This window comes from Streptomyces sp. NPDC050504 (genome assembly GCF_044458065.1).
Classification (GTDB): domain Bacteria; phylum Actinomycetota; class Actinomycetes; order Streptomycetales; family Streptomycetaceae; genus Streptomyces.
Genome location: NZ_JBITHO010000002.1, coordinates 774,517 through 793,468 on the forward strand (window position 1 = coordinate 774,517; position 18,952 = coordinate 793,468).

General features: G+C 72.6%; 18 protein-coding genes. 15 read left to right on the forward strand and 3 right to left on the reverse strand.

Translation table 11 applies throughout. The features are described from left to right. Positions 1-48: 48 nt before the first annotated feature. The 5 genes from ACIBNE_RS09260 (at position 49) to ACIBNE_RS09280 (ending at position 4,473) form a co-directional block, all read left to right on the forward strand. The gene (locus ACIBNE_RS09260; RefSeq protein ID WP_399270840.1) at positions 49-1,167 is read left to right on the forward strand and encodes a PfkB family carbohydrate kinase; all 1,119 of its coding nucleotides are present in this window, start codon (positions 49-51) and stop codon (positions 1,165-1,167) included. 131 nt (positions 1,168-1,298) lie between these two features. Beyond that, a complete protein-coding gene (locus ACIBNE_RS09265; RefSeq protein WP_399270841.1) occupies positions 1,299-2,315 on the forward strand; it encodes a PhoH family protein in 1,017 nt (338 codons plus the stop codon). Between the two features lie 12 nt (positions 2,316-2,327). Beyond that, complete coding sequence (ybeY, locus tag ACIBNE_RS09270; protein ID WP_399270842.1) at positions 2,328-2,825, forward strand: rRNA maturation RNase YbeY; 498 nt, start codon at positions 2,328-2,330, stop codon at positions 2,823-2,825. Continuing rightward, positions 2,822-4,120 (forward strand): hemolysin family protein, encoded by a 1,299-nt coding sequence (locus tag ACIBNE_RS09275; RefSeq protein WP_399270843.1) that lies wholly within the window; start codon positions 2,822-2,824, stop codon positions 4,118-4,120. Before ybeY ends, ACIBNE_RS09275 begins: the two co-directional genes overlap by 4 nt. Further along, positions 4,117-4,473 (forward strand): MmcQ/YjbR family DNA-binding protein, encoded by a 357-nt coding sequence (locus ACIBNE_RS09280; RefSeq protein ID WP_399270844.1) that lies wholly within the window; start codon positions 4,117-4,119, stop codon positions 4,471-4,473. Before ACIBNE_RS09275 ends, ACIBNE_RS09280 begins: the two co-directional genes overlap by 4 nt. 193 nt (positions 4,474-4,666) lie before the next feature. Here ACIBNE_RS09280 and ACIBNE_RS09285 read toward each other — a convergent pair whose 3' ends face one another. Next, the gene (locus tag ACIBNE_RS09285) at positions 4,667-6,154 is read right to left on the reverse strand and encodes an MFS transporter (RefSeq protein WP_399270845.1); all 1,488 of its coding nucleotides are present in this window, start codon (positions 6,152-6,154) and stop codon (positions 4,667-4,669) included. Between the two features lie 172 nt (positions 6,155-6,326). On the opposite strand from ACIBNE_RS09285, the gene ACIBNE_RS09290 reads away from it, so the two are divergent. The 5 genes from ACIBNE_RS09290 (at position 6,327) to era (ending at position 10,280) form a co-directional block, all read left to right on the forward strand. Continuing rightward, positions 6,327-7,148, forward strand: coding sequence for a helix-turn-helix transcriptional regulator (locus ACIBNE_RS09290; RefSeq protein WP_399271275.1), 822 nt, complete (start codon positions 6,327-6,329; stop codon positions 7,146-7,148). Between the two features lie 121 nt (positions 7,149-7,269). Continuing rightward, a complete protein-coding gene (locus ACIBNE_RS09295; protein ID WP_399270846.1) occupies positions 7,270-8,001 on the forward strand; it encodes a hypothetical protein in 732 nt (243 codons plus the stop codon). A gap of 83 nt (positions 8,002-8,084) precedes the next feature. Then, a complete protein-coding gene (locus ACIBNE_RS09300; protein ID WP_399270847.1) occupies positions 8,085-8,459 on the forward strand; it encodes a cytidine deaminase in 375 nt (124 codons plus the stop codon). A 449-nt stretch (positions 8,460-8,908) separates the two neighbouring features. Further along, complete coding sequence (locus tag ACIBNE_RS09305; protein WP_399270848.1) at positions 8,909-9,280, forward strand: transglycosylase family protein; 372 nt, start codon at positions 8,909-8,911, stop codon at positions 9,278-9,280. Positions 9,281-9,338: 58 nt separating this feature from the next. After that, the gene (gene era / locus ACIBNE_RS09310; RefSeq protein ID WP_399270849.1) at positions 9,339-10,280 is read left to right on the forward strand and encodes a GTPase Era; all 942 of its coding nucleotides are present in this window, start codon (positions 9,339-9,341) and stop codon (positions 10,278-10,280) included. A 46-nt stretch (positions 10,281-10,326) separates the two neighbouring features. Here era and ACIBNE_RS09315 read toward each other — a convergent pair whose 3' ends face one another. Both ACIBNE_RS09315 and ACIBNE_RS09320 read right to left on the reverse strand, forming a co-directional pair. Beyond that, on the reverse strand, positions 10,327-10,593 hold the full coding sequence (locus ACIBNE_RS09315) for a protealysin inhibitor emfourin (protein WP_399270850.1): 267 nt from the start codon (positions 10,591-10,593) through the stop codon (positions 10,327-10,329). 26 nt (positions 10,594-10,619) lie between these two features. Next, positions 10,620-11,684 (reverse strand): M4 family metallopeptidase, encoded by a 1,065-nt coding sequence (locus tag ACIBNE_RS09320; RefSeq protein WP_399270851.1) that lies wholly within the window; start codon positions 11,682-11,684, stop codon positions 10,620-10,622. Positions 11,685-11,976: 292 nt separating this feature from the next. Between ACIBNE_RS09320 and leuA the strand changes: the two genes are divergently transcribed. The 5 genes from leuA to ACIBNE_RS09345 all read left to right on the forward strand — a co-directional run bounded on the left by leuA (position 11,977) and on the right by ACIBNE_RS09345 (position 18,931). Continuing rightward, positions 11,977-13,722 (forward strand): 2-isopropylmalate synthase, encoded by a 1,746-nt coding sequence (gene leuA / locus ACIBNE_RS09325; RefSeq protein WP_399270852.1) that lies wholly within the window; start codon positions 11,977-11,979, stop codon positions 13,720-13,722. 177 nt (positions 13,723-13,899) lie between these two features. Beyond that, positions 13,900-14,592 carry a TerB family tellurite resistance protein gene (locus tag ACIBNE_RS09330; protein ID WP_399270853.1) on the forward strand — a complete coding sequence of 231 codons (693 nt, stop codon included), beginning with the start codon at positions 13,900-13,902 and terminating at the stop codon, positions 14,590-14,592. A gap of 179 nt (positions 14,593-14,771) precedes the next feature. After that, entirely contained in the window at positions 14,772-16,895 is a 2,124-nt protein-coding gene (locus tag ACIBNE_RS09335) for an MMPL family transporter (RefSeq protein ID WP_399270854.1), read from the forward strand. Positions 16,896-17,003: 108 nt separating this feature from the next. Next, positions 17,004-18,251, forward strand: coding sequence for a sensor histidine kinase (locus tag ACIBNE_RS09340; RefSeq protein ID WP_399270855.1), 1,248 nt, complete (start codon positions 17,004-17,006; stop codon positions 18,249-18,251). Continuing rightward, positions 18,248-18,931 carry a response regulator gene (locus tag ACIBNE_RS09345; protein ID WP_399270856.1) on the forward strand — a complete coding sequence of 228 codons (684 nt, stop codon included), beginning with the start codon at positions 18,248-18,250 and terminating at the stop codon, positions 18,929-18,931. Before ACIBNE_RS09340 ends, ACIBNE_RS09345 begins: the two co-directional genes overlap by 4 nt. Positions 18,932-18,952 lie beyond the last annotated feature (21 nt).

Genomic DNA, 18,952 nt, shown 5'->3' on the forward strand with positions numbered 1-18,952 from the left:
GCGGCATCAGGCACACTGACCTGACCTGCGACGACCGGGGAGTGCCCAGTGAGCGCCAGAACCGCCAGCCCGACCGACCGGCAGACGACGTGCCTGGACCCGCTCGCCGGGCTGCGCACGCCCCAGGACCCGCCGTGCGACGTCTACCTCACCGGCACGGTCTTCCTCGACATCATCTTCACCGGCCTCGCCGGGGCGCCCGTGCGGGGCACCGAGTCCTGGGCGCGCGGCATGGGATCGAGCCCCGGCGGCGTCGCCAACATGGCGACCGCGCTGGCCAGGCTCGGCCTGCGCACCTCGCTCGCGGCGGCCTTCGGCGACGACCACTACGGCGAGTACTGCTGGGACGCGCTGGAACAGGGCGAGGGCATCGACCTGACGCAGTCGCGCACCGTGCCCGGCTGGCACTCGCCCGTCACCGTCTCCATGGCGTACGAGGGCGAGCGCACGATGGTCTCGCACGGCCACGACGCCCCCGACCCGGACGGCGCCCCCACCCCCGACTGTCCGCCGCGCTCCCGGGCCGCGATCGCCTCGCTGGAACAGGGGCGGCCCCAGGAGTGGATCGCGGCGGCCGCCGCGCGCGGCGCCCGGATCTTCGCCGACGTGGGCTGGGACGACACCGGGCGCTGGGACCTGGACGGCCTCACCGACCTGGCGCACTGCGAGGCGTTCCTGCCCAACGCCGAGGAGGCGATGCGCTACACCCGCACCAGCTGCCCCCGCGCCGCGGCCCGCGCGCTCGCCGAGCGGGTGCCGGTCGCCGTGGTCACCATGGGCACGGAAGGGGCGTACGCGGTGGACGCGCGGACCGGCGAGACCGCCGACGTGCCCGCCATCGCCGTGGAGGCGCTGGACCCGACGGGTGCGGGCGACGTGTTCGTGGCCGGTTTCGTCACCGGCACCCTCGCGGGCTGGCCGCTGGCCGACCGGCTCGCCTTCGGCGGGCTCACCGCCGCCCTGTCGGTGCAGGAGTTCGGCGGCTCGCTCTCCGCGCCGGGCTGGGCCGAGATTGCCGCCTGGTGGCAGCGGGTCACCCACTGCGAGGGCCAGGACCCGGCGGCGCTGCGGCGCTACGCCTTCCTCGCGGGGCTGCTGCCCGAGGTCACCAGGCCGTGGCCGCTGCGCAGGGCGGTGCCGACGATCGGCTTCCGCACCCCGCAGTGAAAGTGTTCACCGGAGGCGGTCGAAAAAGCCCTCGGTCTTGTCAGTGCGGAGCCGTACGCTTGGTGTCCTAGAGGTTGTCGAGCAGCGAGAACCCCGCAACAGGAGGTATGTGCAGGCCACAGAGCCGGCCCATGACTCAGACACCCACCACACAGCCGCAGGCCAGTGCCCACATCAAGGTCCCTGCCAAGCACCCCATGGTGATGCTGCTCGGATCGGGCGACTCGCTGCTGCGCGTGATCGAATCGGCCTTCCCGGCGGCCGACATCCACGTCCGGGGCAATGAGATCAGCGCTACGGGGGAACCGGCGGAAGTCGCCCTGATCCAGCGCCTGTTCGACGAGATGATGCTGGTGCTCCGCACCGGACAGCCGATGACGGAGGACGCGGTGGAACGCTCGATCGCCATGCTCAGGGCGAACGGGAACGGCAACGGCGAGGTCACCGACGAGACCCCGGCGGAGGTGCTCACCCAGAACATCCTCTCCAGCCGGGGCCGCACGATCCGTCCCAAGACCCTCAACCAGAAGCGCTACGTCGACGCGATCGACCACCACACGATCGTCTTCGGCATCGGCCCCGCGGGCACGGGCAAGACCTACCTGGCGATGGCCAAGGCGGTCCAGGCCCTGCAGTCCAAGCAGGTCAACCGGATCATCCTGACCAGGCCCGCCGTCGAGGCGGGCGAGCGGCTCGGCTTCCTGCCCGGCACGCTCTACGAGAAGATCGACCCGTACCTGCGCCCGCTGTACGACGCGCTGCACGACATGCTCGACCCCGACTCGATCCCCCGCCTGATGGCCGCGGGCACGATCGAGGTCGCGCCGCTGGCCTACATGCGCGGTCGCACGTTGAACGACGCGTTCATCATCCTCGACGAGGCGCAGAACACCAGCGCCGAGCAGATGAAGATGTTCCTGACCAGGCTCGGTTTCGACTCGAAGATCGTCATCACGGGTGACATCACCCAGGTCGACCTGCCCAGCGGCACCAAGAGCGGTCTGAGCCAGGTCCAGGACATCCTCAAGGACGTCGAGGACGTCCACTTCTCCCGGCTCACGTCGCACGATGTCGTACGGCACAAGCTGGTCGGCCGTATCGTCGACGCGTACGAGAAGTACGACAACGGCAGCGCCAACGGGAAGTAGCAGCAGAGCACCATGTCGATCGACGTCAACAACGAGTCCGGAACCGAGGTCGACGAGCAGGCGATCCTCGACATCGCCCGCTACGCGCTCGCGCGGATGCGCATCCACCCGCTCTCCGAGCTCTCGGTGATCGTCGTGGACGCCGACGCCATGGAGCAGCTGCACATCCAGTGGATGGACCTGCCGGGTCCGACCGATGTCATGTCCTTCCCGATGGACGAGCTCAGGCCGCCGGCGAAGGACGACGAGGAGCCCCCGCAGGGGCTCCTCGGCGACATCGTGCTCTGTCCCGAGGTCGCCACCCAGCAGGGCAAGGACGCCGAGACGCAGCACTCCATGGACGAGGAGCTCCAGCTCCTCACCGTCCACGGAGTGCTGCACCTGCTCGGCTACGACCACGAGGAGCCGGACGAGAAGGCCGAGATGTTCGGCCTCCAGGCGGCCATCGTGGACGGCTGGCGGGCCGAGAAGGGCCTGGAGGGTCCGTCCCCGGCGCCGACCGTTTCATGACCGCCCAGCTGATCACCGGAGCGGTCCTGCTGGTCGTCGTGGCCTGGCTCGCGGCGTGCGCCGAGGCGGGCATCGCCCGCGTCTCCAGCTTCCGGGCCGCCGAGGCGGTCCGCGGCGGGCGGCGCGGGGCGGCCAAGCTGGCGCAGGTCGCGGCCGACCCGACCCGCTACCTGAACGTCGCGCTGCTGGTCAGGGTCGGCTGCGAGGTCGCGGCCGGCGCCCTGGTCACGTACGCCTGTCTGGAGGAGTTCCCCAAGACCTGGGAGGCGCTCTGCGTCGCCATCGGGGTCATGGTGCTCGTCTCGTACGTCGCCGTGGGCGTCTCGCCGCGCACCATCGGCCGCCAGCACCCGCTGAACACGGCGACCGCGGCGGCGTACGTGCTGCTGCCGCTCGCCCGGATCATGGGCCCGGTCCCGCAGCTGCTGATCCTCATCGGCAACGCCCTCACCCCCGGCAAGGGCTTCCGCAAGGGCCCCTTCGCCAGCGAGGCCGAGCTGCGCGCCATGGTCGACCTCGCCGAGCAGGAGTCGCTGATCGAGGACGAGGAGCGCCGCATGGTGCACTCCGTCTTCGAGCTCGGCGACACGCTCGTGCGCGAGGTGATGGTGCCGCGCACCGACCTCGTCTGCATCGAGCGGTACAAGACCATCCGCCAGGCCCTCACCCTCGCGCTGCGCTCCGGCTTCTCCCGGATCCCGGTGACCGGCGAGAACGAGGACGACATCGTCGGCGTCGTGTACCTGAAGGACCTCGTCCGCAAGACCCACATCAACCGCGAGTCCGAGTCCGACCTGGTCTCCACGACGATGCGGCCCGCGGTCTTCGTGCCCGACACCAAGAACGCGGGCGACCTGCTGCGCGAGATGCAGCAGGAGCGCAACCACGTCGCCGTCGTCATCGACGAGTACGGCGGCACGGCGGGCATCGTCACCATCGAGGACATCCTGGAGGAGATCGTCGGCGAGATCACCGACGAGTACGACCGGGAGCTGTCGCCGGTCGAGGAGCTGGGCGACGACCGGTTCCGGGTGACCGTGCGGCTCGACATCGAGGACCTCGGCGAGCTGTACGGCGTCGACTCCTTCGACGACGAGGACGTGGAGACCGTCGGCGGACTGCTCGCCAAGGCGCTCGGCCGCGTGCCGATCGCCGGGGCTTCGGCGGTGGTGGAGCTGCCGGACGGGCGGCGGCTGCGGCTGACCGCGGAGTCGCCCGCAGGGCGGCGGAACAAGATCCTGACCGTGCTGGTCGAGCCGGAGGCGGAGCCGGTGGAGGGGGCGGGCGGAGAATGAGCCCCGAGGAGCTGCGGGCGCTGTGCCTCGACTTCAACGAGGCCGTCGAGGAGTTTCCCTTCGGGCCGGAGACGTCGGTCTTCAAGGTGCTCGGGAAGCTCTTCGCGCTGAGCCGTCTCGACGGGGAGCCGCTGAAGGTGAACCTGAAGTGCGAGCCGGAGATCGCGGTGCGGCTGCGGGCGGAGCACCCGGGGATCGTGGTGCCCGGGTGGCACATGAACAAGCGGCACTGGAACACGGTGACGGTGGGGGAGCTGCCCGCCGGGCGGGTCCGTGAGCTGGTCGAGGACTCGTACGACCTGGTGGTGGCGGGTCTGCCGCGGGCGGAGCGGCTCCGCCTCGACCGGGCGTAGTCCCGTTGCACGGGGGCGCCGTTTCCGCCTGCGGGGCCCCTTCCCGAAGCCCTGCCGGGGGCGTCAAAGGATCGCGCCCACGCGGCGGAGCCGCACATCGGGCACAGCCCCGCGCCCCTGTAGGGGCGCGGGGAACTGCGCGAGGGTGGGGCACACGCGCAACGGACCACGTGCCCGCAGCCTGCCCCCGCCCCTACCGGGCCACGGCCCGGTTCCGCAGGGCCACCGCTATGAGCGCCGCCGCGAGGACCACGATCCCCGCGTTCACCGCGAGCACCCACCGCACCCCGTCGAACAGCGACTCGCCCCGCGTCGTCGCGAGCACCCCCAGCAGGGGGATGCCGACCGTGAGGCCGACCTGCTGGGTCGTCGTGACCAGCCCCGTCGCGAGACCCTGCTCCTCGTCCGGGACCCCGGACGTCACAATCACCCCGTACGAGATGATCGCCCCCAGGTGGAACATGCTCGCGATCGACACCGCGACCGTCGCGACCAGCGCCCCCGACCCGGTACCGATCAGGAGCAGCGCCGCCACGAACGCGCCCTGCCCGAGCAGCCCCGCGACCAGCGTGCGCCGCGCCCCGATGCGGCCGATGACCCGGGGCGCGTACGTTCCCGCCACCGCCGACGCCGCGCCCTGCACGCCGAACACCAGGCCCGTGCGGAAGGCCGACAGGGACAGGACCTCCTGGAGGTAGAGGGTCAGCACGAAAATGACCGTGCTCATCATCGAGAAGGTGATCAGCCCGCCGACGTTGCCCCACGCCACCGTCCGCCGCCGCAGCATCGGCAGCGAGACCAGCGGCGCGGCCGCCCGCGACTCGACGACCACGAAGGCGGCCAGCAGGGCGACGCCCACGACCAGCGTGACCAGCACGTCCGCGCCGCCGAAGCCGCGCTCGGCCGCCGTCGACAGGGCGTAGATCACCGAGAGCAGGCCGCCGGTGACGGTGACCGCGCCCGGCACGTCGAGGCGCGGCCGCTCCTGGGGCCGCGACTCCTTCAGCAGGCCGGGCGCCAGTACCAGTACCGCCAGCGCCGCCACGGCCAGCAGGCCCATCGTGGAGCGCCAGCCGAGCGTGTCCGTCATGACCCCGCCCAGCACCATGCCGACGGTGAAGCCGAGCGACATGAGCGTGCCGCTGATGCCCAGCGCGCGGTCGCGCTGCGGGCCCTCGGGGAAGGTCGTGGTGAGCAGCGCCATGCCGGTCGGCACGATCGCCGCCGCGCCCAGGCCCTGGAGGGCGCGCCCGGTGAGGAAGACGGCCGGGTTCCAGGCGAACGTGGCCAGCAGCGAGGCCGCGCCGAAGACGACGAGGCCGGTCAGGAACAGCCTGCGGCGCCCGACGAGGTCGGCGACGCGGCCGAAGAGCAGCAGGAAGCCGCCCGAGGGGAGGGCGAAGGCGGTGACGGCCCACTGGAGCGCGGAGTTGCTCATGCCGAGGTCGGCGCCGAGGACGGGCAGGGCGACGTTCAGTACGGAGAAGTCCAGCGCGACCATGAACTGTGCCGCGCACAGCACGAACAGGACGAGCTTGGCGCGGCCGGTGATGCGGTCCGGTGCCGCAGCCGGTGCGCCGGCCGAAGGGGCCTGGCCTCGCGCGTCCGGGGACTTCGGGGACTTGGGGGATTCCGGTGAATCCGGGGGAGCGGTGGGCCCTGTTGATGTTGACGTTGACATGGTCACCACCTTCCGGTTCCCGGAATAGCCGTGGGGAGCGGGAACTTATCCTGTTGGTGCCACCACCAGGCGCGCCGCACAGGTCCGGTCGGTCCAGGTACAGGGGGAACAACGAGTGACCGCGCCCATCGATCAGAAGACCCATCGACTCGCCGAGCTGCGCGGGTTCCTGATGAGCCGCCGCGCCCGGATCAGCCCGGCGGACGCGGGCCTTCCGGACGGCGGGGCCCGGCGGCGCACGCCGGGGCTGCGCAGGGAAGAGGTCGCGGTGCTGGCCGGGGTCGGGGTCTCCTGGTACCAGTGGCTGGAGCAGGGCAGGGACATCACGGTCTCGCCCCAGGTGCTGGACTCCGTCGCGCGCGTGCTCAGGCTCAGCAGCGCCGAGCGGCGCCATCTGTACGTACTGGCGGGACTCAACCCGCCCGCGCCCGAGGTCGACCGGGACGCCCTGAAGATGTGCGAGGGCCTGCGGCGGCTGATCGACACCTGGATGCCGTACCCGGCGCACATCATGGACGTGTACTGGAACACGGTCATGTACAACGACGCGGCCGCCATGGTCCTCGGGATGCGCCCCGAGATCGTCCAGAACTGCCTCATCGCGTTCTTCACCGACCCCATCTACCGCTCGCAGGTGCTGAGCTGGGAGCAGAACGCGGCGCAGGTCGTCGCGCAGTACCGCGCGGCCTGCTCGGAGCGCCCCGACGACGAGGGCTTCCAGTCCGTCGTCGGCCAGGCGCGCGCGGAGAGCGCGGAGTTCACCGAGCTGTGGGCGCGGCGGGACATCGAGCCGGGCGGGCAGCTCCGCAAGGCCGTCGAGCACCCGGTGGTCGGCACGCTGTACCTGGAGTCGACGCAGCTGCGGGTGCCCGCGCGCCCCGACCTGACGATCGTGCTGCACTCCCCGCTGCCTGAGGCGGACACGGCGGCGCGGCTGGAGTGGCTGGCGTCGCCCGAGGGGCGCAGGGGGTCGATGTATCCGGTCGCGGGCTGAGGCCCCGTCGAGTCCTGACCGAGACCTGACCGTGTATATCCTCTGCCCGGCCCACCGGGGAGGGGGGAATCCGAAGATCGCTTCCCGGGGAGCCCCATAGATCCCGTGGAGGGAACTTCTCATGCGATCCACCCGGATACGCCGCGGCCTCGCCGCGGCCCTCGCCGTCTCCGCGCTCTGCCTCACCGCCGCCTGCGGCGACTCGGACGACGGCGGCAAGAAGGACGGCAAGACCGCTGACAAGGCCGTGGACAAGGGCGCAGGCAAGGGCGCGGGCGACGGGGCGAAGCCGCTGACCGCCGCGCAGATGTCCGCGGGCGTCCTGGCCCTCGCCGACCTGCCCGAGGGCTGGAAGGCCGACAAGCCGGACACCGACGAGGAGACCGCCAAGGTCGACAAGCCGGAGTGCCAGGCGCTCGGCGGCTTCTTCTCCACCAAGGTGGAGGGCGCCACGATGGGCAGCGAGGCGGCCTTCCAGGGCGACGGCGGCGGCAGCATGCTCAGCCACCAGACCTTCACCTTCCCCGGCACGGGCGCGGCGGACTACGTCGCCGCCGTCGGCGAGGCGCTGAAGACCTGCACCGCCTTCACGCTCACCCAGGCGGGCGAGGACATGAAGATCACGGTGAAGAAGCTGGCGGCGCCGCAGTCGGGGGAGGCGGCGCACGCGTTCCGGATCGCGATGGACATCCCGCAGCTGTCGATGAAGTTCGAGTCGGACGGGATGGTCGCCCACCAGGGGACCGGGGCGATGCGGCTGACGTTCACGCCGCCGGACGCCTCGGGGCACCCGGCGTTCGACGACCTCGCGAAGCGGGCGGGGGAGAAGTTCGCCAAGGCCGTTCAGGGCTGAGGCCGCGCGCCCCGCTGGGGCGCGGTGGTGCGGTGGTGCGGGCCGCCCGGGGTGTCCCCGGGCGGCCCGCCTATTCTCTGGGCATGACCCAGAGCAACGGAGCCGTCGGCGGCGCGGCCGAACTCGACCCCGAGGACCGCAAGATCATCACCCTGGCGCGGAGCGCGCGGGCCCGCAACGGGGTGCCGGAGGGGGCGGCCGTGCGCGACGAGACGGGGCGCACGTACGTCGCCGGGACCGTCGGGCTGGCGTCGCTGAAGCTCTCCGCGCTGCGGACGGCCGTCGCGATGGCCGTCGCGAGCGGGGCGCAGTCCCTGGAGGCGGCGGCGGTCGTGTCGGCGGCGGAAGCGGTGTCGGCGGAGGACCTGGCGGCGGTACGGGACCTCGGCGGGGCGGGGACGCCGGTGCTGCTCGCGGGGGCGGACGGGGCGCTTCGGGAGACGGTACCGGCGGAGTAGGGCGCCGCGACCGCGGGGCGCGCCGGGTACCGCGTCCGCGGGCCTCGCCGGGCACGGCGGACCTCCTGGGGGCGCGGGGAACCGCGCGGGCGGCCACGGCGGAAGCCGCGGGTTCCCGACGGCGGGTGCCCCCTTCAGGGCGCGGCCAGGCGCCTTCCCGTCATACGTGTGACTGAGCGCACCCCTCGGGGACCGGGGGCCGGGAGGCCCCCGGGGCGGGCCTCGGGCGCCGGGCGGGGCGGCCCCGTGCCGCGGTGCCGGAGGGACCTTCGGCCCGGGTACGAAGGCCCCCGCCCGCCGTGCCGGGAGGTCGGGACCTTGGGCCCGTCCGGGCGAACGAAGGTCCGTGGATCGCGGCCCGCCCGGCTGCGACCTTGGAGACCTGCCCCGCTGCGGAGCGCACCGCTCCCACGGGGCACGACCCTGTACCCGAGGAAAGGCTCCACTGAGTGTTCTCCGCCCTGATCAACACCGTCACCCGCCGTCGCACCGCCGCCACCGCCACCGCATCCGCGCTCGTCGCGGGCACCGCGGGCCTGGTCGCCCTCGTGGGCGCCGGCGCGGGCACCGCGGCCGCCGCCCCCACGGGCGCCTGGGACCGGGTGGCGCAGTGCGAGGCGAGCGGCAACTGGGCGGCCAACACCGGCAACGGCTTCTACGGCGGCCTCCAGTTCACCCAGTCCACCTGGAACGCCTTCGGCGGCCAGCAGCACGCCCCGCGCGCCGACCTGGCGTCCCCCGCCCAGCAGAAGGCCGTCGGCGAGAAGGTCCTCGCGGGCCAGGGCGCCGGTGCCTGGCCGCACTGCGGCAAGCACCTCTGACACAGCCGTACGGGGCCTCTGGTCGGCCCGGTGGCGCGTATCGGGGAGAATGGACGCCATGAGCGCTCGTACCCCTGAGAACAACGCCCCCCACCGGGCCGGCTTCGCCTGCTTCGTCGGCCGCCCCAACGCGGGCAAGTCCACCCTCACGAACGCTCTGGTCGGCCAGAAGGTGGCGATCACCTCCAACCGCCCGCAGACCACGCGGCACACCGTCCGCGGCATCGTGCACCGCCCGGACGCCCAGCTGATCCTGGTCGACACCCCCGGGCTGCACAAGCCGCGCACCCTCCTGGGCGAGCGGCTGAACGACGTCGTGCGCACCACGTGGGCCGAGGTCGACGTCATCGGCTTCTGCCTGCCCGCCGACCAGAAGCTCGGACCCGGCGACAAGTTCATCGCCAAGGAACTCGCGGGGATCAAGAAGACCCCCAAGATCGCGATCATCACCAAGACGGACCTGGTCGACTCCAAGACCCTGGCCGAACAGCTCATCGCCGTGGACCGGCTCGGCAAGGAGCTGGGCATGGAGTGGGCCGAGATCGTGCCCGTCTCCGCCGTCGGCGACCAGCAGGTCTCGCTCCTCGCGGACCTGCTCGTCCCGCTGCTCCCCGAGTCCCCGCCGCTCTACCCCGAGGGCGACCTCACGGACGAGCCCGAGCAGGTCATGGTCGCCGAGCTGATCCGCGAGGCCGCGCTGGAAGGCGTGCGGGACGAGCTGCCGCACTCCATCGCGGTGGTCGTCGAGGAGATGCTGCCGCGCGAGAACCGCCCCGCGGACAAGCCGCTGCTGGACATCCACGCCAACGTCTACATCGAGCGGCCCAGCCAGAAGGGCATCATCATCGGCCCCAAGGGCAAGCGGCTCAAGGACGTCGGCACCAAGTCGCGCAAGCAGATCGAGGCCCTGCTGGGCACGCCCGTCTTCCTCGACCTGCACGTGAAGGTCGCCAAGGACTGGCAGCGCGACCCCAAGCAGCTGCGCAAGCTCGGGTTCTGACGCCGCCCGCCCCCGGACACACGGGCCCTCAGGCGGACACGGGCCCTCAGGACCCCTCCTTCAGGACGCGGGTGATCAGCTTGCGCTGCGCGTCCGTCAGGCGCGGGTCCGCGCAGTGGACCGTGCGGCCGTCGACCGTGATCCGGTACTGGAAACCGTCCGGCACCCCGATCGGCGGCGCGTCCCGGCCGTCCGCGAGCACCGCGTCGGCCAGGGCCCGCCACTCGTCGGCATCGGGCAGCCCCGAGGTGTCCAACTCGGAGCACCGCTCGATGCCCGCGAAGCCGCCCGTGCGCCTCACCTGAATTCGCATGGGGTCCTGTCTACTCCGGTCGGCCCTCAGTTGGTAGGCACCCCGACCTGGGACCACGCCTTGAGCACCGCCTGCTGCTCCTCGTCGCCGAAGACCGTGCGCGCCTTGGCCACGGTCACCTTCGCGAAGTCCGCGAACGAGGCGTCCGTCTCCAGCTCGCCGCTGGTCAGCGTCTCGTACCAGATCTTGCCCGCCCGCTCCCAGGCGTAGCCGCCGAGGTCCGTGGCGAGCAGGTAGAAGGCGTGGTTGGGGATGCCGGAGTTGATGTGCACCCCGCCGTTGTCCCGGCCCGTGCGGACGTACGCGTCCATCGTCGCGGGCTGCGGGTCCTTGCCCAGCACGTCGTCGTCGTACGCGGTGCCCGGCGCCTTCATCGAGCGCAGCGCCACGCCCTGGACGTTGGGGTGCAGCAGGCCCTCGCCGATCAGCCAGTCGGCCTGCTCGGCGGTCTGGCCCAGTACGTGCTGCTTGATCAGCGAGCCGAAGACGTCCGACATGGACTCGTTGAGCGCGCCGGACTGGCTGAAGTACTCCAGGTTCGCGGTGTGCTGCGTGACGCCGTGCGCCAGCTCGTGGCCGATCACGTCGACCGGGAGCGTGAAGTCGAGGAAGAGGTCGTTGTCGCCGTCCCCGAAGACCATCTGCTGGCCGTCCCAGAAGGCGTTGCCGTAGTTCTCGCCGTAGTGGACGGTCGCGTGCAGCTTCATGCCGTTGTCGTCGATGGAGCGTCGCCCGAACGCCTGGAGGAACAGCTCGAAGGTGGCGCCGAGGCCGGCGTGGGCGCGGTTGACGGTGGCGTCCTGGGAGGGCCCGTCGCCCTCGGAGTGGACCTTGGCGCCGGGGGTCACCTCCTGGTGGTCCGCGTCGTAGATGGTGCGGTCGGGCTTGTCGGAAGCGGCGCCGGGGAAGGCGGTGGTCAGTCCGCGTACGGTGGTGACGCGGCGCCTGGTGCGCTGCAGGGCGTCGTGTTCGAGGGTGCGGGCGGCCGCTCCGGCGCGGTTCTGGTCCTCGCCACGGGCGATCTTGTCGAGGACGTGCGGCGGCACGATGGTGCAGAAGACCGGGTTGACCCGGTGGGCGTTGGCGTCCATGTCGGGACTGTGGCACCGGGGCATGCCGCTGTCACTAGTTGCCACCATGATTGCTGAAATGGAGTGATCGGTGACCCTTTACCCGTAACCGCTGCCCGGTCCCGCATACTGATACCGGCCTCCGCATCGTGGCCGTCTCGGCTAGGCTGCCAGCATCATGGAATTCGGGCTGCTTCTCCTTAGCTGCCGCGGCGAGGGCCTGTAAGTCGTAGGCCGACCCCCTCCCCGCGGGATCTGGCGTTGCTCAAACGCAGTCGGCCGGACCCGCCGGAACCGAGGAGCCCTACGCACGATGTCGAACCCCACGCCGATCACCAACGCCACGCAGACCCAGCGGCCGTCCGGCATGCCGGTCCACAAGTACGGCCGGTACGAGGCGGTGGACCTGCCCGACCGCACCTGGCCCGAGCGGCGCGTCACCAAGGCGCCCCGCTGGCTCTCCACCGACCTGCGCGACGGCAACCAGGCGCTGATCGACCCCATGTCGCCCGCCCGCAAGCGCGAGATGTTCGACCTGCTGGTGAAGCTGGGCTACAAGGAGATCGAGGTCGGCTTCCCCGCGTCGGGCGAGACCGACTTCGCGTTCGTGCGCTCCATCATCGAAGAGGGCGCGATCCCCGACGACGTCACCATCTCCGTACTGACCCAGGCCCGCGAGGACCTGATCGCGCGGACCGTGGAGTCGCTGGTCGGCGCCCGGCGCGCCACCGTCCACCTGTACAACGCGACCGCGCCGACCTTCCGCCGCGTCGTCTTCCGCGGCTCCAAGGACGACATCAAGCAGATCGCCGTGGACGGCACGCGGCTGGTGATGGAGTACGCGGAGAAGCTGCTCGGCCCCGAGACGGTCTTCGGCTACCAGTACAGCCCGGAGATCTTCACCGACACCGAGCTGGACTTCGCGCTGGAGGTCTGCGAGGCGGTCTGCGACGTCTGGCAGCCCGGCGAGGGCCGCGAGATCATCCTCAACCTGCCCGCGACGGTGGAGCGTTCGACGCCGTCCACGCACGCCGACCGCTTCGAATGGATGTCGCGCAACCTGACCCGCAGGGAGTACGTCTGCCTGTCCGTGCACCCGCACAACGACCGGGGCACGGCCGTGGCCGCCGCCGAGCTGGCGCTGATGGCGGGCGCCGACCGCATCGAGGGCTGTCTGTTCGGCCAGGGCGAGCGCACCGGCAACGTCGACCTGGTCACGCTGGGCATGAACCTGTTCTCGCAGGGTGTCGACCCGCAGATCGACTTCTCGCAGATCGACGAGATCCGCCGCACCGCCGAGTACTGCAACCAGATGGAGGTCCACCCCCGCCACCCCTACGCGGGCGACCTCGTCTACACCTCCTTCTCCGGCTCCCACCAGGACGCCATCAAGAAGGGCTTCGACGCGATGGAGGCGTCCGCGAAGGAGCAGGGCAAGACGGTCGACGACATCGAGTGGGCCGTCCCCTACCTGCCGATCGACCCCAAGGACGTCGGACGTTCGTACGAGGCGGTCATCCGGGTCAACTCCCAGTCGGGCAAGGGCGGCATCGCGTACGTCCTGAAGAACGACCACAAGCTGGACCTGCCGCGCCGGATGCAGATCGAGTTCTCGAAGATCATCCAGGCGAAGACCGACGCCGAGGGCGGCGAGGTCACCCCGGCCGAGATCTGGTCCGTCTTCCGCGACGAGTACCTGCCCGACCCCGAGAAGCAGTGGGGCCGCATCCAGCTCAACTCCGGGCAGACCACGACCGACACCGACGGCCGGGACACGCTGACCGTCGACGCCGTCGTCGACGGCGGGCAGGTCACGCTGAGCGGTACGGGCAACGGTCCGATTTCGGCCTTCTTCGAGGCGCTGGCCACCGTCGGCATTGACGCGCGGCTGCTGGACTACCAGGAGCACACCATGAGCGAGGGCGCCTCCGCGCTGGCCGCCTCGTACATCGAATGTGCGATCGACGGCAAGGTCATGTGGGGGATCGGCATCGACGCCAACACCACACGCGCCTCACTGAAGGCGGTCGTGTCGGCGGTCAACCGGGCCGCCCGCTGAGTCACCGCGCGAACGCGCCCCGTGAAGGACCCCGATCGCCCCGGCAGGGCGGTCGGGGTTCGGCCATGTCCGGGAATCCGCGCCGCCGTTGTGGTGCAGGGGTGCTGACGTGGCATCGCGATGTGGCTAACATCACGTCCACGCGGCAAGGATGCCGAGCTGACGGAGGTGAGCGACGTGCTGCCAACCCTGGGACCGCGCGGCCGAAAACTGGGCATCTGCGGCATCCGTATCGCCTGGAGCACCGTGGGCGACGGCGAGTTCTTCTGCCCCGGCTGCGGCGGGGACCGCAACTACCGGCGCCGCACGGGCCGCCGCCGCTTCACCGTCGTCGGCATCCCGCTGCTGTCGCGCGGCGAGGCGGGCCCCGTCGTCGAATGCGCCGTCTGCACCGGGCACTTCGGCCTGGACGCCCTCGACCACCCCACCACCCGGCGCTTCTCCGGGATGCTCCGCGACGCCGTGCACACCGTCGCCCTCGCCGTCCTCGCCGCGGGCGGCACCTCCTCGCGCACGGTCCGCGAGACCGCGGTCGCCACGGTCCGCGGCGCCGGGTTCGAGGACTGCACGGAGGACCAGCTCACCGCGCTCATCGAAGCGCTCGCCGCCGACACCGGGCGCTTCCTCCCGGCCGCCGACGCCTGCGGGGCCGCCCTCGCCATCGAACTGCACGAGGCCCTGGAACCGCTCGCCCCGCACCTCGCCCCGGCCGGCCGCGAGTCGATCCTGCTCCAGGGCGCGCGCATCGCCCTGGCCGACGGGCCCTACAGCCCGGCGGAGCGCGAGGTGCTGGCCACGGTCGGCGGCGCGCTCCAGCTCTGCGCCGACGACACGGCACGGCTGCTCGCGGCGGCCCGTACGCCCTCCTGAGGCCTCCGGCGCCCGTACTCCCCCGGGAGTAGCGCCCCGCCGGGGCCGCCCCGGGGAGCAGCGCCCATCTCGCCCCAGCGCGCGACGCGTCCGGCCTCCCCCGCCGGGAGTCTGGTGGACGTCACCCGGACAGCACCGGGTGACTCCGACACCGGACACCCGCACTGGAGGGGGAGCCCATGGCGCCCGTACCGCTGAAACACCGTGCCGTGCCCTGGGCGGTGCTGGCCCTCTGGGTCGCAGTCCTGGCCCTCGCGCTGCCCTTCGCCGGGAAGCTCGCCGACGCGCAGCGCGACAACATCGTCGACTACCTGCCGGCCAGTGCCGACTCCACGCAGGTGGCGAAGGTCCAGCAGGAGCTGCCCGGCGGCGAGGCCACCGAACTCGTCCTCGTCTACCACCGCGACGGCGGGCTCACCGCGGCCGACCTGGCCACCGCGCGCGACCAGGCGCGCCTGGTCGCCGAGCGCGGCGCGCTGCCCGCCGTGCCGAAGGCCGTCCCGTCCGCCGACGGCACCACCCTGATGGTGCCCGTCTCCACCACGGAGCCCGCCGACGAAGAGGCCAGGAACGCCTTCGTCGACGAGGTGCGCGAGACGGTCGCCCCGGGGGCCGGCGGCGGGCTCGGCATCGAGGTGGGCGGGCCCGGCGCCCTGCAGACCGACATGGAGGAGGTCTTCGAGTCCATCGACGGCATGCTGATGGTCGCGACCGTCCTCGTCGTCACCGTGCTGCTGATCATCACCTACCGCAGCCCCTTCCTCTGGCTGCTCCCGCTGCTCGCCGTCGGCGGCGCCGCGCTCGCCTCCCGGGCCCTGGTCTACGGGCTGATCGAGGGCTTCGACGTGACCGTCACCAGCCAGAGCGCGGGCATCATGACCATCCTCGTCTTCGGCGCGGGCACGGACTACGCCCTGCTGCTCGTCGCGCGCTACCGCGAGGAACTGCGCCGCGTCCGGAGCCCGTACGAGGCGATGGCCGCCGCGCTGCGCGGCTGCGGGCCCGCCGTGCTGGCGTCCGCGGGGACCGTGACGGCCGGACTGCTGTGCCTGCTGGCCGCCGACCTCCAGAGCGCGAGCGGCCTCGGGCCCGTCGGCGCGCTCGGCGTGCTGTGCGCGCTGGTCGCCATGCTGACGCTGCTGCCCGCGCTGCTCGTCCTGCTCGGGCGGCGGATCTTCTGGCCGCTGATCCCGGAGTACGGCGTCGAGCCGAAGCAGCGGCGCTCGCTCTTCGGCGCGATGGGCACCTCCGCGGGGCGCAGGCCTCTGACGGTCCTCGTCTCGGGGGCCGCGCTGCTGGGCGCGCTGGCGTTCGGCGCGCTCGGGCTGCCGGGGAACCTCGCGCAGGAGGACGCGTTCACCGACAGGCCGGAATCGGTGTCCGCCATGCGGACGCTGGCCGCCGCCTACCCGGAGCGCAGCAGTCAGCCGATCAGCGTGATCGCCCCGACGGGCGGGGCGGATGCCGCCGCGGCCGCGGCGCGCGCGGTCGACGGGGTCGCGGGCGTGGAGCGGGGCCGCAGCGCGGACGGCTGGACGGAACTGGCGGTCTTCGCGAAGGACGCGCCCGAGACGGCGGGGGAGACCGCGACGATCAGGGCGCTGCGGGAGGCGCTGGACGGGACGTCCGACGGCCGGCGGGCGTACGTGGGCGGACCGAGCGCCCAGCAGATCGACCAGGAACGGACCAACGCGAGCGACCGCGAGGTCGTCATCCCGCTCGTGCTCGGCGCGGTGCTGCTCATCCTGGCCGCGCTGCTGCGCTCGCTGGTGGCCCCGCTGGTCCTCGTCGTGGCCGTGGTCGCGGTGTGGGGCGCGGCGATGGGACTCGGCGGGCTGGTCTTCGACGACCTGTTCGGCTTCGCGGGCCTCGACCCGTCGCTGCCGCTGCTGTCGTTCGTCTTCCTCGTCGCGCTGGGCGTGGACTACGGCATCTTCCTGATGCACCGGATGCGGGAGGAGGTCCTGGCGGGGGCGGACACGGCGACGGCCGCGGTGTCCGCGCTGCGGTCGACCGGCGGGGTGATCGCCTCCGCGGGGGTGGTGCTGGCGGCGACGTTCGCGGTGCTGATGAACCTGCCGCTGGTGGCGCTGGTGGAGATGGGGTTCCTGGTGGCGGTGGGGGTGCTGCTGGACACGTTCCTGGTGCGGACGTACCTGGTGACGAGCGTGAGCGTGTTGCTGGGGCGGCGGGTGTGGTGGCCGGGGCCGCTCAGCCGCGGGGCGGGGAGCGGCACCGGGGTGCCGTCGCCCGGACCGGGGCCCCTCCCGGAGCCCGTCCGGGAGGGGGCGGGGAGAGGCTGAGCGCGCCCCGGGGGGGGCGGGGAGGGGGCTGCCCGCCGCAGGCGAAACGCCCGCCCCTCCGGGCAGAAGACCGCCCCCCCCGGGCAACGGACCGGTCCCGTAAGGAGGATGGAACCCGTGGAGCCGTACGAGACCTCGCGTCACCCTGCCGTCCGCGTCCTCGCGGCCCTCAGCCGCGACCCCCTCACCGCCCCCCACCGCACCCGCAACGACCTCCTCCTCGCCGCCGCCGTCGCCCTCCTCACCGTCGCCCTCGCCCTCCTCGTGGACGACGGGCGGGAGCCCGGCCCCCTCGGGTGGCTGCTCCTCGCGGGTGTCGTCGCCCCCCTCGTCCTGCGCCGCGCCCGCCCCCTGCCCGTCATGCTGGCGGTGCTCGCCTGCGTGGGCCCGTACCACGCGGTCGACTACAACCACGTCGCCCCCCTCCCCGCCTCCTTCCTCGCGCTCTACACCGTCGCCTCGACGTCCCGTCCCAGGGTCACGGTCCTGGTCGGGGCCGGGGTGCTGGGGATCGTCGTGTCGATCATGTTCCGGGTCAACTCCCACCAGGCGTGGGAGACCCTGCGCACCTCGGGCTGGGTGCTGGCCGTGCTGCTCACGGGCGCGGAGGTCCGGCTGTACCGCCGCTACATCGCCTCCGTCGTCGGCCGCGCCGAGCGCGCCGAGCGGACCCGCGAGGAGGTCGCGGCCCGCCGCGTCGCGGAGGAGCGGCTGCGCATCGCCCGCGACCTGCACGACCTCCTCGCGCACTCGATCACCCTCATCGGCGTGCGCACGTCCGTCGCCGCGCACGTCCTGCAGGCCGACCCGGACCGCCTCGACCGCGCCGCGATCGCCGGGGCGCTCGACGACATCGCGGACACCTGCCGCGCGGCGCGCGGCGAACTGCGCGCCACCCTGGAGGTGTTGCGCGCCGACGGTCCCCAGGACGGCCCGCACGGGGGCCCGCTGCCGGACCTGGCCGCGCTGCCCGCCCTCGTACGCTCGGCGGGCGCCGAACTCGCCCTGGGCGCCGACCTGGACGGCGCCCGGGTCCCGCTGCCCACCGCCGCCGCCGCGTACCGCATCGTCCAGGAGTCGCTGACCAACGCGGTGCGCCACGGCGGAACGGGCACCGAGATACGCGTCGCCGTCGCACCGGGCCCCGGCGCCCTGCGCGTGACCGTCGTCAACACCGTGACCACGACCGCGCCCAACACCCCGGCGGACAACGGGACTCCGGGGTTCGGCATCATCGGGATGCGCGAGCGGGCCCGCAGCACGGGAGGCACCCTCACCGCGGGCCCGCGCGACGACGGCCGCTTCGAGGTGGCCGCCGAGCTTCCGCTCCCGCCCCGAGAGGCCACCCAGGCATGACCCGCAGCGACAAGATCCGCGTCCTCCTCGCCGACGACCAGACGCTGGTGCGCGCCTCCTTCGCGATGCTCGTCGACTCCGCCCCCGACATGGAGGTCGTCGCCCAGGCCGTCACCGGCCGCGAGGCGGTGGAGCTGGCCCGCTCGGCCCGCGCCGACCTGGTCGTCATGGACATCCGCATGCCCGACCTGGACGGCATCGGGGCCACCCGGCTGATCGCCGCCGACGAGGACCTGGCGGGCGTGCGGATCCTCGTCCTCACCACCTACGACACCGACGACCACGTCCTGGCGGCGCTGCGCGCGGGCGCCTCCGGCTTCCTGGTCAAGGACGTGCGCCCGGCGGAGCTCCTGGACGCCGTCCGCACGGTCGCGGCCGGCGAGGCGCTGCTCTCGCCCGGCCCCACCGCGAGCCTGATCGCCCGCGTGCTGCGCGCCCCCGACGCCCCCGCGCCGACCGGCGGCCCCGCCGACCTCTCCGAGCGCGAGCGCCAGGTGCTCACGCTCGTCGCGCGCGGGCTGAACAACACCGAGATCGCCGAGACCCTCGGCCTGAGCCCGCTCACCGCGAAGACCCACGTCAGCCGGATCATGGGCAAGCTGAACGCCAGGGACCGGGCCCAGCTCGTGATCATCGCGTACGAGTCGGGCCTGGTCGTGCCGGGCGCGTCCGCCGACTGACGGGGCCGCGTCAGACGTGAG